Genomic DNA, 13,650 nt, shown 5'->3' with positions numbered 1-13,650 from the left:
GTTTTATTTATTGTGAATCAGCCAGATAACGATSRGTTCTATTCATCGTTATCTGGCTGATTCACAATAAATAAAACAAGAAAAATAGGGTAACAAAATAGCGCCAAAATAAGTATAATTCATAGATAAATAATAATATTTAATGACCGACATTTTTGTTAACCATGCCGATTTTCCTCGCGGAAAAACGGTGAAACTTTAGGATTTATAATAGTTTGCAAGTATAGCGAGATCTCCAATCCTTATTTATGTTACTGATAAAGCAGCACATTTGCAGTTCATCCCTTTGCATAAGGATCAAGTTTTAATGCCAATCTTATCGGAAACTCCTCAAACACCTACCGAGGCAGATCTCCTGCAGCAATTACCCGAGGAGGAACGTCAGCGCATTCAAGAGCGCTGGCGAATCTATCAACTCCGTCACCATCCTTCCTGGTGGCGACGCCTCCTCCTATTCCTAAGTCTGATTGGGCCTGGAATCCTTGTCATGATCGCGGACAACGATGCGGGAGGTGTTATCACCTATGCGCAGACAGGCGCAATGTATGGCATTGGTTTTTTTATTCCTTTCCTGTTACTGATGATTCCCGTAGCTTACATTGTACAGGAGATGACCGTTCGCCTTGGCGCGGTGACTCATCGGGGGCACGCCGAAATGATCTGGGGACGCTATGGTGCTTTTTGGGGCGTGTTCTCACTGCTTGATCTCACCATCGCGAACATCCTGACCTTGGTAACTGAGTTTATCGGCATTCGAATAGGCATGAGCATTTTTTCCGTGCCCCCTTATCTTTCTGTGCCCATTGCTTGGGTTTTCGTGGCTTCGATCATGATCTTTCCGCATTACAATACTTGGGAACGCGTGGCTCTGTGGATTGCTGCTGGAAACATCGTTTTCGTACCGCTGGCCATTGCCGCGCATCCGGACTGGAGCCAAGTCGTTGCCGCAGTTGGCAGTTGGCATATTCCCATCGGCACCGCTCTAGGTGCCTTTACCTATGTCATTCTGGCTAATTTGGGCACTACGATTGCACCCTGGATGCTGTTTTTTGAGCAAGCATCGGTAGTGGACAAGGGACTCACCATTCATGATATTCCTGGTGGTCAGGCAGACACGGCTATCGGCAGCCTCTCCATGGGAGTCATCGCCGATGCGCCAATACAGCGACCAATTCGCGTCCATCCAGTGCATGCAGCAAACCATCAGAAATGATCAAAGCAGTATGTTTCCCCAGACCCGTAGAAAATGAAATGAGGATATCTCCGTGCAGTCGATACAGGTCGGAAAGTGATCCAATCCACAGCACTCGACCAATCTTTACACCATCTTTAAAAACAGTGGCATTACTAGAGAATAAATGACCTCAAAAAGCCAAGAAGCACCACGTTACATGCCCACTGAGCCGCATCCACCGGATCATGGCATCACCGTCACAGGCGTACCGATATGTATCATCCCATAGGCCCGTTGTGCTGCTTTTAATGGCAACTCCACACAGCCATTGCTTTGCCGAAATCCATACGCCAGACGGGGGAAATAGTGTACTGCTCGGCCATCCCAGAAATAATTCACGAAGCGCACATCTGGATCGTTATAACACTCACCATGGGGGAAACAACCGGTCATGCGCGTGCTTGGAAAGCGCGCATACACAGCCCAGGTACCGTTAGGCGTGTTTGCACCGGGCACGCCCGTATTGGTCAGACTGTGCAAAATCCATTTACCGCTGTTTGTTGCCAAAAAATCCAGAGCGCCGAAAAGCAAAGGTGATCCCGGAGAATTCGGTGTGTGCGCCTGAAGCGCCGACGGCGTACCAGAGGGCCATATAACCGCCAAATTTGTGGATTGGCCGTATGTAGGCCGGTCCAGCCCACCTGCCCCGGTAAATAGTGCAGTTGCGCTAAATCACGAGCCACCTGTAACCAAACCGGTGGAATGGCCGTGCCCACCTGAGCTACGGAAAAAATCGCACCAATTTGCCATACCGTGAGCATCGGTGTTGGCGAACAGGCCTACCGTATAGCCGATCCCATAAAAACAGTATATGGACTGATACTCCCCATTGAACTCAGCCGGAGTAAGTTAGTAGCCGCCATCCAGGTGGTTCCCGATAACGCCCTAGCTTCGTGGGGTTCTGCCCATGCGTTTTTCCACCTCCAATACCTGCAGGGTCGTGGCTAGCACGGTATCTGGATTAAGACTTATGGAATCTATACCCAGCTGCACGAGAAATTCTGCCATCTCTGGATAGTCCGAGGGCGCCTGACCACAGAGTCCTGAATGAATGCCATTACGTGCGCAGCCTTCCACCGCGAGACGGATCATCTCCTTCACTCCGTCGTCACGTTCGTCGTAATCAAAAGCAACAATTTGTGAATCCCGGTCAACTCCTAAAGTGAGTTGGGTCAGATCATTGCTGCCAATAGAAAAGCCGTCGAAGCGTTTGGCAAACTGGTCAATAAGGATGACATTATTGGGAATCTCGCACATGGCGTAGATTTTCAGCCCCTGTTCGCCACGCTTTAAACCAAACTCTGCCATTTTGGCCAACACAGCATCGGCTTCCTGCACTCGGCGCACAAAGGGAAGCATGAGGATGACATTATCCAGTCCCATATCTTCCCGGACTCTGCGCATCGCTGCACATTCAAGGGCAAAGCCTTCTGAATAGTCTGGATGCGCATAACGGGAGGCCCCACGAAATCCGAGCATGGGATTGTCTTCGCTGGGCTCAAACCAGCGACCCCCCAGTAACGAGGCATATTCGTTAGACTTGAAGTCCGACATACGCACTACCACAGGCTTGGGATAGAAGGCGGCTGCAATGGTGCCGATCCCTTCAGAGAGCCGCTGAACGAAAAAGTCGGCAGGATTATCAAAACCGATAACCAGTTGAGCCAGGGCTGTCTGCTCTTCTTTATCCTCCACTTTTTCGGGATGGAGAAGCGCCATCGGATGGGCCTTGATGGCACTATTGATAATAAACTCCATGCGCGCCAGACCAATGCCATCATTGGGCAGCATACTGGTCTGGAACGCGATTTCGGGATTACCCAGATTGATCATGATCTCTGTAGCCGGGCGCTGCAGCGTGGCCAAATCCGTATGTCGAATTTCAAAAGGAAGAGCGCCAGCATAGACAAAGCCTTTGTCACCTTCGGCACAGGATACCGTGATAACTGCACCGTCCTGCAGTACCGTTGTGGCATTGTCGGTGCCGACTATGGCAGGTATCCCCAGTTCGCGGGCAATGATGGCAGCATGGCAAGTGCGTCCACCACGGTTAGTCACGATCGCCGCAGCTTGTTTCATGACAGGTTCCCAGTCTGGTGTAGTGGTATCTGCCACGAGAACCTCTCCGGGACGAAAGGTACTGAGATGCGCCACATCAGCTATGAAGCGTACCGGTGCGGAAGCAATTTTGGCACCCACAGCCCGTCCAGTAGCCAATACCTGACCACGGGTCTTGAGTAAATATTCTTCCAGAACTTGTCCCTTTTTCTGGGAAGATACGGTTTCCGGGCGGGCCTGAACCATATAGAGCTGACCATCCAGGCCATCCTTGGCCCATTCCATATCCATGGGCCGACTCTCGCCGACTTTTTGGCTGTAATGTGCTTCGACCTTGACAGCATAGTCTGCCAAAGTCAGTACATCACTATCGGTAAGGCAGAAGTGCTCTCTTTCGTTTTGAGAGGTGGGTACATTGCGAGTCTGGTTGTGAGTGTGGCCCTCTGCATAGATCATTTTGATCTTTTTGCTTCCGAGAATGCGCCGTAAAACAACCTTTTTCCCACGCCTGAAACCAGGCTTGAAAACATAATACTCGTCTGGATCTACTGCACCTTGAACCACATTCTCTCCCAGTCCCCAGGAGGCGGTAATGAAGACTACATCGCGAAAACCTGTTTCCGTATCCAGAGAAAACATGACGCCGCTGGTAGACAAATCCGAGCGTACCATCTTCATAATGCCTATGGACAAGGCCACCTTGAAGTGGTCAAAGCCCTCATCAATCCGGTAGTGGATGGCACGATCGGTAAAAAGGCTGGCAAAACAACGTTTACAGGCGTCAAGTAAGGCGGCATCACCAGATATATTAAGGTAGGTATCCTGCTGACCGGCAAAACTTGCTGTTGGCAAATCTTCGGCGGTTGCTGAGGAGCGTACAGCCACCGTCAAGGTGGGACCATATTCCCTCTTCAGTTGTGTATAGGCAGAGAGAATTTCTTCCTGGAGATCAGATGGTAAAGGGGCACTGTAGATGATCTCACGGGCTGCCGCTCCTCGCCGTGCCAAATCCTGCACATCGTTCGGATTCAGTCCATCCAGTGCCTCGTGCAAATGCTCCCAAGCCCCGGCCTTATCAAGCATGGTACGGTAAGCCTCAGCGGTAACAGCAAAACCGTTGGGCACTCGTACGCCCTGTGCTGTGAGCTCTTGAAACATTTCACCCAAGGAGGCATTTTTGCCGCCCACCAGAGATACGTCTTCAATATGTATTTCATTGAAAAAACGAATATATTTTGCAACCATGACATCCTCCTGAAGGCGAAAAAACTGTTGTACTCACCGATTACGCAAGCTCTCGTCCTATTTTAGTATGACAGGACGCGTATGTACTTTTTGATCTTTCTAAACCATAGTTGGTGATGCGGTGTTGCACAAGTCGATCCATTCATTATTCTACCTAAAATTCAAAGCCTGAATGGCCATTTCCACCGGGGTGGTTTATGTAACCACTTCATACTCTAAAGGATTTATAAAATAACAGTATTTCCAATGATTATCAGTTTTGTGCAAAGCGAGGTGGGGCGCTCTATCCTTCTCTTTTTTGCCGGCCTGATTGCAGGATTTATCAATGTGCTGGCGGGTGGAGGTTCACTGCTCACTCTGCCGGTCCTCATTCTTGCCGGCTTAAATCCTATTGTAGCCAATGGGACTAACCGAATAGGTATTTTGTTAGAGAACCTGACTGCAACGCGGCATTTTCAGCAACGGCAACCCATTAACCTTCAGCAAGGTGGAATGCTGGCCCTTTGGACGATACCCGGTGCGGTGACGGGAGCCATACTGAGTATCAACATCAGCAATCTGTGGTTTCAGCGACTGTTAGTCATTGTCCTTCTCATTGGTGCCGCCACACTGCTATTTCCCAAAAGAACCCATTTTTTGTCAGGCAAGCGGAGGGATGGTCAAGCCTCACCATGGCTCTATCCAGCCTTGCTTGGGTTGGGGTTTTATGGTGGATTTATTCAAGCGGGGATCGGTTTCCTTTTTATCTTGGTTCTGAGCAATCTTTTGGTCCAAAATCTCTCCACAGTAACAGCCTACAAAACCTTAATTATTGGCATTTATACCCTTCCGACCCTCTTTATTTTTGCCTGGACAGGGGCGGTGCGTTGGGAACCGGGCATGATCATCGCTGCCGGCGGTATTCTGGGGGCACGATTTGCTGCCAGAATCACCTTGGGGCGGCGTGGCGAAATATGGATCAAGGTTGCAGTGGTGATCATGGTAGTCGTTTTGGCTACCAAATTGTGGGCCTAGCAGTCGGTCGAATTTAGCCTCGGGTAGCCGCTCGTCAGCAGGTGGGTAATGAGATGGTGCTCAACACCCATGGACAACCCTCCCCTCCGGCTTCGCCAATGTCGATCTCAAGGCCTTTACCGATGAATTCTATCACCGGCTGACGGATGGCCCACCCCACCCCGATGCCGGGAACTCCTGAGTATATCGTTCGAGATGCCGCATCTTGCAAGCGGCAGGGATAACGTGGCGATTTTAGGATCCGGAAACGCAGAACTATGCAGCCAGGCCTTACATTTTGACTTCGGCCCAACCTTCATTATGACGTTTCATCAGCTCTGCCATGCCTCCAGCCACTACACTCACTCCGGGAGCCAACTGACGCGCCGTAATATGCAGTCGACGCATGGATGTTTGACAGGCTACGAAGCGGACTCCACGCATCTGTAAAATGGTAATTTCCATGGCATCTGGAGCATTCTTCAAGAGCATTTGCAGGCCAGGCCCCCAGGCCAATACTTCCAACCGGGCAGGTGGAATGCCGACCTTGTGGACGATGTGAGCGACTGCACCAAGAGTCATCGACCATGCCGATGGTTTTGCTGAGTCGACTTCAAAGAGCATTCGGTAAGGTCCATGGCCCCAAGCAGGCGCATCGGCAGCTTGCGCTACTTCAAAACTCATTGAAAGTGAATAACAAAGCAGAATAGTTATAAGCCATTTCATAATCATATTAAAGCTCCATTGTTAATGCGCACCTTCGGCAGAAGTATGTTCAAACAAATCTATGCTATGTTTGGCAATAAGAACCTATCCACATGAGTTTTCTATTTTCCGGTTCCAATAAGCAGATACGATGGCGTGCTCGAAAGCCGCCGCTGCTTGATCCACATCGGTCCAGTCATCGTGAAAGGAAGACGCGATCAACTGTTCTCGCAGTGTTGCCATGGTTCGGTGGTAATCCTGATGGAGCCGTTCCAGACCCTTGTCGTCATCCAGCCCTAAGCTGCGGATATAGTGATGGCCGGGACAGGCGGTAGCGTCCGCCAATGTTTCATAATCGGTTAAATGCGGAGCCTGGCGAATCGTTTTTTTCAGGGCATTATGGGCGGCGATTTGTTTGGCATAGAATCCGAGCAGACTGCTGGGATGCGGACGATCATAGCCGGGTGCGCGTTGGAGAAATGCCTGTAGTTCTGATAAGGGCATGGGTCTGGCGATGGCGCAGCCCTGAAGGAATTGTGCGCCCGTGACCATAATCGCATCCAGAATGTCCTCTGTTTCCACGCCCTCCACGACTAGATCCACGCCCATGCCAGCAGCGAGGTCCTGAATGGCCCCCACAAAATGCAGGTCTTGAGGTCGCTGTTCCAGAGAGCGAATAAAGCCCTGGTCAAGCTTGATCTCATCAATAGGCAGATCCTTGAGTCGCAGCAGAGAATTATAGGCACTTCCCACATCGTCCAGAGCCAGCCGGACGCCCAGTGCTTTTATTTCCAGGAGATGATCCAGTGCCTTCTGCTGTTCCAGGAAATCATTTCCCTCCAAAATCTCCAGAGTAATACGAGAGGGGTCCGTCGCGCTTTGCGCGATCACTTTCTGCAGACCGGTGATGCAGTCTTTCGCGACGGAGCGCGGATCCAGATTCACAGAGACCCACAAGGACCATTCTGGCGAATCCAGAAGAGACAGATCGGTCAAGGACTGCGCCAAGACTTTTTGAGTCAGATCAGAAAGATTGGCAACCTGCAATTGCGGCAGAAACTTTGCAGGTGGCCACAGGGCACCATCCGTATCCCGCAGTCGTGCTAAAGCTTCCAGACCGACCACCCTGCGTGTCCGACCATCCAGAATGGGTTGATACCAGACTTCCAGAGCCCCGGCATCCAGCAGTTTTTGTGCAGGAGTAGGTTTTGTATGCGGATTTTCACCAAAGAGCACCCAGAAGCGATCCCGGTAGGCCATGTTTTTCTTGCTCTCGTAGAGGGCCTGATCGGCCAGACGCAAGAGTTTGTCTCCCGTGTCTGTATCTTGAGAGGGGTAAAGGACGACTCCCATACTCGCTCCGATCTGAACACTTGCACCATGGCTCAACGAAATAGGGGCGGTAATAAGGTCCTCGATTTTTTTCAGGATGCCGGCAAGATCATCCAGATTCTGAAGATCTTCAAGCAGCAGAACGAATTCATCTCCGCCCAGGCGGGCGACGAAGTCCGATTTGCGCAAGGCTTCGGGTAAGCGTTTTCCGAGGGTGATCAGCACTTCGTCACCGGCCTCATGGCCATAGGTATCGTTCACGGGTTTGAAGCCGTCCAGATCCAGCATGCAGACCGCCAAAAACCGGAGGTGGCGGGTGGCGCGGACCATGGCCTGTTCCATCTGGATTTCCAGAAAGCGTCGGTTGGGAAGATTGGTCAGATCGTCGTGAAACGCCATTTGTTTAACGCGCTCCTCGGCTTCCTTTTGTGCAGTGATGTCACGACCGATAATCATGATACCAGCGCGTTCACCATTCACTTTGAACAAAGGTAGCTTTCGTGTTTCATAGGTCGACTGCTGGCCATCTTCACGAAGCATTTTTTCTTCAACAATGACCAGTTGTTTGGCTTGCCAGGCCTTTTCATCATCCGCGATGCAGGCTACGTGAATATCCCGAAAATCCGGATGCAATTCCGCCAGTTCCATATCGGTTTTGCCCTCCCATGGAATTCCTTCCAGATGAAAGAGGCGTTTAGCAGATTCATTGACAATCTGCCAGCGACCTGCACCATCCTTGAAAAAGAACGCATCCGGGAGGGCTTCGAGTAGCGCAAACAAACGCTCGCTAAGAGGAGAGGGCTCTTGCGTATGGTAAGGGAGAAAGTATTCCTTCATGTTTTAATGTTCTCGGAGGTTCCATTAATCCGCTTGAATGAGAATATGATGCCTTGAAACCCTGGCAACAGGAAAGAGGATCCTTTCGGACTGGTTTGCTGCAATGTCTACCCACCGGAATACTGTGCCATGCTGTTGCGACATCCTTATGCCGGAGGCGACGGTCTTAAGTGTTAGTATATTCTGAGCATCGTCCCTGACCGGAGTCCAGACAAACTTATTTATTGTAGAACAATGCATTGCTGAGGCTTGCCAGCATTCCCGCCAATGGTCGGGTATCGGTATCGGCCGGAAGTACCAGCATCAGAAGCGTATCCGCCCCTGCTGCTGCAAAAAAGGCGGCATGGCGATGACAGCGAATGGTGATTTCCTGGGTATTGCATTCAGCAAGACCCGCGCTGATGTGCTCAGCCAGACGCATGACCGCTGCGCCGGCAACCCCAATAATGGTTTCGTCGGCAACGGTCTTGTCCGTCTGAAAAAGCACCGTGCCCTCATTGGTTATCAGCGCTACGCCCTGTATGTCCGGGATAAGGGTATGGGTCCAAAGTCTGCTACCTGAAAATTACCCACAGAATGCATGTAATGCGCCGGGATGATAAAAAGCTCCTGTCCCGCCAGATTCACTTCCATACCTTGCGGCGGGATGCCTATCACCCTTCCCGCCGTCATCCCTTTGGAGCAGAAGTGCGGCAAAAACCGGGTCCACTCGTTGGCAATGAGAATCTTCGCGTCGGTAATCAGCAGCCATCCATTCGCAGAGGCGACGATATCCGGGTCCTCGTGGGAGGCAAATACATAATCCAGACGCGCTGGCAGGAAATAGCTCGCCATCTCTGCCAGCAGATTCTTGTAGGTGAGGTTACCACCGGGGTCCAGAAGCATGCCTTCGCCGTTATGGACGATGAGAAACTGATTGGCTTGAATGCCTTCACCCTCTACCAGATCGGTGAATTCAATACATTTATGGATACCATTATCGTAAAGTACCGTGCTCAATGCCTGATTCCTCATTAAAGTGAGCCCAAGACCCCAACAGTATTTTTCAATAACTAATGTACCTAATAATCATCCGCGATAATACGAATGATTCCATAGAATACTTTTGGGAGCCTGCGCCGCGTCCATCAAAAAAGAACCAATCTGGTAATAATATGTTTTGATAAGGAGAATTATTCTTGCACGGGCCTTGGTCCTGCCCCGAATTGGCGATTTCTGGTTTACCAGGATAGACTCACCTACAACATTTTCCGGAAATCGAGTATTTTCTTTTACAACTTCTAGTGCGGAACCTGCGCCGCTATAACGCTGATGAACCAAGCAAAGTCGGAAAGCCGTTACTCCAACGAAACGGGGAGCCCACATCTTCTTGCCATTACCATCGCCGTAATGGCTTGCATTATCATGAATGTCCTGGACATCACGATTGTCAACGTGGCTTTGCCGCATATGGAGGGATCGCTTCACGCCAACAGCAATCAGATTACCTGGGCACTGACTACCTACATGTTGGCCATGGTTATCGTGACCCCGCTGACCGGATTGCTGGTCGAACGTTTCGGACAACGGCAGCTCATCCTGTGGAGCGTGGCCGGCTTCCTGGTCTGCTCGATCATGAGCGGACAATCCCACAGTCTCACGGAAATTGTCTTTTGGCGCTTCATGCAAGGGGCTCTGGGGGCATCGCTCGTACCGGTCGGACAGGCGATTTTGGTAGAAGCCTATCCCCGGGAAAAACGAGGAGTAGCCATGGCAACTTTGGGCATGGGGACCATGCTCGGTCCGATTGTTGGCCCCGTGCTCGGTGGCTATCTTACTCAGGACCTTTCCTGGCGCTGGTGTTTTTACGTCAATATTCCCATTGGCCTCATCGCGTTCACCATGCTGTTGCTATACATTCCCAGTTTCGGCAAAAGCGAGCATCCCCGGCCGATTGATTGGCTGGGTTTTGTCTGGATGGCCATTGGTCTGGGTGCTTTGCAGATGATGCTCAGCCTCGGAGATCAGGACGGCTGGCTCAGTTCGCGTTTCATCATCATTTTGATGCTGCTGGCGGGCATGGGGATTTTGCTGTTTGTACTGCGCTCGCTCAATGTTTCCCATCCACTGGTGAATTTGCGTCTCCTTAAAGATCGCTCCCTGACTCTGGGCAGTGCAGGAATCGGTTTATTCGGCTTGGCGCTTTATGGAACCATGGTGATTTTACCCATCTACCTGCAAGATTATATGGGCTATGAAGCGCAAACCGCAGGACTGGTCATGGCCCCGCAAGGGATAGGCTCCTGGGTTTCCATGTGGATGGCAGGCAGACTACTTAATCACGGGGCCAACCCGCGCTGGATGATTCTGGCGGGAATCGGTCTGGGGGCCACGGGCACCTGGTTGAGCCTCTCCTATAACCTGCAGATAAGTCCTGCCTGGATCATTTGGCCGGGCGTCATCCGAGGCCTCGGTCTCGGCCTGGTATCCATTCCTCTATTCACACTGGCTTTTGCAACCCTGAGCAAAGAACAGACACCCGAAGGATCGGGGATATTCAATCTGATGCGTAATCTGGGAGGCTCTGTGGGTATTGCTATCATTTCCACCATTATGACCGAAGAAGCCCAGGAGGCCTGGAATCAGATGGGTGGACATATCAATCCGTTCAGCGCGGCACTACCCCGCTATATGCGTGATGCGGGATTACATCAGGGAACGCTGGCTTGGCAGGTACTGGGACAAACTCTGGCGCAACACGCAGCAATGCGGGGGATACTGGATGCATTCACGTTCCTTTTCTGGAGCTTTATAGCGGTCATATTGATTGTGTTACTGATGAAAAACAAAGCATGATTGTCAATACATCCCTTCCGGGCGTCACGCGTCGACGATTATGGTCTGTACCGCCTCCGGAATGGCCTTTTGCGGGTGTTTTTCTTCTTCACCCATAGGGTGGCCTCCATGTGCAGGAAAAGCCTCATCTTATCAAATGGATAATCTTATTTCAGTAGGGGTAACTGCTGTTTTTAGGATGAACCGAATTTTCCTCTGTCATTTTCTTGTTCCAATACATGCCTCTGAGCCTTTCTCATCATTAATTGCCTAATTCCATATAAGTCATATGGTTGGAGGTGCATAGATGAAAGCAGAAGCCATGAATTTGCTGCAATGGCAGGCGCGGTTTGGTACGGAAGAGAAATGTGCCGAAGCGCTGAAACAACAGCGCTGGCCCAATGGCTTTCAATGCCCGCATTGTGGGCACGATCAAGGCCACTGGGTAATGTCTCGCAAGGTCTACCAGTGCAATCATTGCCGACGCCAGACCTCTGTAACGGCTGGCACCCTCTTTCATTCCACCAATCTGCCCTTGGTGCAGTGGTTTCTGGCCATCTATCTGATGGTCTGCGACAAAGGTGGCTTGTCGGCCCTGCGCCTCTCCAAGCAGATCGGGGTCTCCTGGATTACTGCGCACCGGATGCTGCGCAAGATGCGCCACGCCATGGCGGACTGGGACAGTATCTACCGCCTGGGTGGATTGGTTGAGTTGGATGATGCTTTCGTGGGCGGACGTCGATCCGGAGGCAAAAGCGGACACGGTGCAGAAGGGAAAACACCGATCCTGGTAGCTATTGAAAGCCGGGATAAGAAGGCGGGTTTCATGGCTATGGAAACCATCCCTTCGGTATCCGCTGGAAATATCCGTCAGTTCGTTCAGCGTTATTTGCTCCCCTGGCAGACTACCCGCACGGATGGCTTGATGGCGTCTCCGGCCTCGTGGCCATAGATATCATTAACGGGTTTGAAGCCGTCCAGACCCGTCATGCAGACTGCCAGGGGCCGATCATGACGTTTGGCACGCGCCATGCCCTGTTTCATCAGAGTTTACAGGAAACGTCGGTTGGGGAGAGCGGTCAGATCGTCGTAAAATGCCATTTGCTTAATCCGATCTTCGGCCGCCTTTTGTGCGGTGATGTCGCGACCGATGATCATGATGCCCGCCCGTTCACCATTTTCTTTGAACAAAGGCAGTTTCCGCGTTTCATAGAACGCCTGATAGCCATCTTCACGGACCATTTTTTCTTCGACAACAATCAGTTGTTTGGCTTGCCAGGCTTTTTCGTCATCCGCTATGTAAGCCTCGTGAATCTCCCGAAAGTCCGGATGCAGTTCCGCCAGTTCCATATCGGTCTTGCCTTTCCATGGAATTCCTTCCAGGTGAAAAAGGCGTTTGGCGGGTTCATTGATGATCTGCCAGCGACCCGCGCCATCCTTGAAAAAAAAACGCATCTGGAAAGACTTCAAGCAGCGCATACAGTTGTTCGCTGAGAGGGGATTGTTGTTGTGTATGTTTGGTAAAAATATATTTCCACATGTTTCATTTTCTCAGAAGTTGCTACAACTCACAATCTGCAGCATATGATTTCCTAAAATGCACCAGTCATAAGGCGTCAGCGTATCTCGTATTTTAGTCACCCAAAAGTCATACCTTATTGATTACTTGTTATTCATACCTCTTAACCCTTCGTGGTTGCCAGGTGGACAGGGGTTTGTTCCATGCACAGATCCATTTTGACGTTTTTGCGCCCGATGGTTAGCAATGCTACGCTGATTCGCGACATGATCGTCTTTTTTATGTTGGGGATTTGATGATAAAAGTACAAATTCTGGTCTCGAAATGGTGCCCGGTTTGCCCGCAGGCTGAAGCAGTATGGAAACAAGCTGCGGAAAAGGTGCCGATGGAACTGCAGGTACTGGATGTGGCGGATCGCGAAGGGCGCGAAATCGTCAGCAATCTGCGCATTAAAACGGTCCCGGCCATTGTCGTGGACGGTGCCCTGAAGACAGTGGGCGCACAGCCTCTGGGCGAAGTGCTGAAAATGCTCGGTGCCCAATGAATACAACCTACTGAATGCGCCTGAACAAAGCTTCGGCCACGTTCATGTCCCGTAGAAACACACCACAACCTTTTTGGAGAATGTCATGACACCCATAGATCAGATCATGCAACAGGACCATGAACGCCTGGATCAACTTTTGGAGCAAAGTGCCCAGGCTGTCCGCCAAGGCGCATGGCAGGAAGCTGCGCAGTTCCTGGAAGCCTTCCGCCACGGCATTGTTGATGGTCATATGGTCGTGGAAGAAGGCACCTTATTCCCTGCCTTCGAGCTACAGGAAGGCAGCGAAGATCATCCTCTGACCGCACTACTCCGCAAGGGGCATCAGGATCTGCGGGTGTTTTTTGAAGAAATGGCGGAGGCCATTGC

The 13,650-nt window shown here is 51.0% G+C and carries 13 protein-coding genes and 1 pseudogene; 6 read left to right on the top strand and 8 right to left on the bottom strand.

The window, feature by feature from the left end; translation table 11 throughout:
- The first annotated feature begins 307 nt into the window (after positions 1 to 307).
- Positions 308 to 1,213 carry an NRAMP family divalent metal transporter gene (locus tag H7F08_RS13735; protein WP_226831040.1) on the top strand — a complete coding sequence of 302 codons (906 nt, stop codon included), beginning with the start codon at positions 308 to 310 and terminating at the stop codon, positions 1,211 to 1,213.
- A 204-nt stretch (positions 1,214 to 1,417) separates the two neighbouring features.
- Here the strand turns inward: H7F08_RS13735 and H7F08_RS13730 are convergent, their stop codons facing one another.
- Entirely contained in the window at positions 1,418 to 1,765 is a 348-nt protein-coding gene (locus tag H7F08_RS13730) for a L,D-transpeptidase (RefSeq protein ID WP_024894526.1), read from the bottom strand.
- A 354-nt stretch (positions 1,766 to 2,119) separates the two neighbouring features.
- On the bottom strand, positions 2,120 to 4,537 hold the full coding sequence (gene ppsA / locus H7F08_RS13725; protein ID WP_193640828.1) for a phosphoenolpyruvate synthase: 2,418 nt from the start codon (positions 4,535 to 4,537) through the stop codon (positions 2,120 to 2,122).
- Positions 4,538 to 4,783: 246 nt separating this feature from the next.
- On the opposite strand from ppsA, the gene H7F08_RS13720 reads away from it, so the two are divergent.
- Positions 4,784 to 5,551 (top strand): sulfite exporter TauE/SafE family protein, encoded by a 768-nt coding sequence (locus tag H7F08_RS13720; protein WP_075322770.1) that lies wholly within the window; start codon positions 4,784 to 4,786, stop codon positions 5,549 to 5,551.
- Positions 5,552 to 5,821: 270 nt separating this feature from the next.
- On the opposite strand, the gene H7F08_RS13715 is transcribed toward H7F08_RS13720, so the two are convergent.
- The 4 genes from H7F08_RS13715 to H7F08_RS13700 all read right to left on the bottom strand — a co-directional run bounded on the left by H7F08_RS13715 (position 5,822) and on the right by H7F08_RS13700 (position 9,403).
- The gene (locus H7F08_RS13715) at positions 5,822 to 6,256 is read right to left on the bottom strand and encodes a DsrE family protein (protein WP_158006481.1); all 435 of its coding nucleotides are present in this window, start codon (positions 6,254 to 6,256) and stop codon (positions 5,822 to 5,824) included.
- Positions 6,257 to 6,340: 84 nt separating this feature from the next.
- Positions 6,341 to 8,404, bottom strand: coding sequence for a putative bifunctional diguanylate cyclase/phosphodiesterase (locus tag H7F08_RS13710; RefSeq protein ID WP_193640827.1), 2,064 nt, complete (start codon positions 8,402 to 8,404; stop codon positions 6,341 to 6,343).
- Positions 8,405 to 8,621: 217 nt separating this feature from the next.
- Positions 8,622 to 8,891 (bottom strand): hypothetical protein, encoded by a 270-nt coding sequence (locus tag H7F08_RS13705; RefSeq protein ID WP_226831038.1) that lies wholly within the window; start codon positions 8,889 to 8,891, stop codon positions 8,622 to 8,624.
- A gap of 23 nt (positions 8,892 to 8,914) precedes the next feature.
- A complete protein-coding gene (locus H7F08_RS13700; protein WP_226831036.1) occupies positions 8,915 to 9,403 on the bottom strand; it encodes an MBL fold metallo-hydrolase in 489 nt (162 codons plus the stop codon).
- A gap of 312 nt (positions 9,404 to 9,715) precedes the next feature.
- Here H7F08_RS13700 and H7F08_RS13695 point away from each other — a divergent pair, with 312 nt between their 5' ends.
- A complete protein-coding gene (locus H7F08_RS13695) occupies positions 9,716 to 11,239 on the top strand; it encodes a DHA2 family efflux MFS transporter permease subunit (protein ID WP_193640826.1) in 1,524 nt (507 codons plus the stop codon).
- Positions 11,240 to 11,525: 286 nt separating this feature from the next.
- A pseudogene (locus H7F08_RS13690) lies at positions 11,526 to 12,149 on the top strand (IS1595 family transposase); the annotation flags it as partial.
- Here H7F08_RS13690 and H7F08_RS15950 read toward each other — a convergent pair.
- Both H7F08_RS15950 and H7F08_RS13680 read right to left on the bottom strand, forming a co-directional pair.
- The gene (locus tag H7F08_RS15950) at positions 12,104 to 12,208 is read right to left on the bottom strand and encodes a hypothetical protein (protein WP_413541262.1); all 105 of its coding nucleotides are present in this window, start codon (positions 12,206 to 12,208) and stop codon (positions 12,104 to 12,106) included. The pseudogene H7F08_RS13690 and the gene H7F08_RS15950 overlap by 46 nt on opposite strands.
- 60 nt (positions 12,209 to 12,268) lie before the next feature.
- Positions 12,269 to 12,697: a PAS domain-containing protein gene (locus H7F08_RS13680; protein WP_193640824.1), complete on the bottom strand. Its 429-nt coding sequence runs from the start codon at positions 12,695 to 12,697 to the stop codon at positions 12,269 to 12,271.
- A 335-nt stretch (positions 12,698 to 13,032) separates the two neighbouring features.
- On the opposite strand from H7F08_RS13680, the gene H7F08_RS13675 reads away from it, so the two are divergent.
- Together H7F08_RS13675 and H7F08_RS13670 are read left to right on the top strand one after the other, a co-directional pair.
- The gene (locus H7F08_RS13675; protein WP_227485409.1) at positions 13,033 to 13,281 is read left to right on the top strand and encodes a thioredoxin family protein; all 249 of its coding nucleotides are present in this window, start codon (positions 13,033 to 13,035) and stop codon (positions 13,279 to 13,281) included.
- A gap of 85 nt (positions 13,282 to 13,366) precedes the next feature.
- Positions 13,367 to 13,650, top strand: a 284-nt coding sequence (locus H7F08_RS13670) for a hemerythrin domain-containing protein (protein WP_193640823.1), incomplete at its 3' end; no start/stop codon positions are given.

The organism is Acidithiobacillus sp. HP-11 (genome assembly GCF_015100075.1).
Lineage (GTDB): Bacteria > Pseudomonadota > Gammaproteobacteria > Acidithiobacillales > Acidithiobacillaceae > Acidithiobacillus > Acidithiobacillus thiooxidans.
The sequence above is the reverse complement of the archived record's forward strand: the minus strand, read 5'-3'. Positions and strand labels throughout refer to the sequence as shown.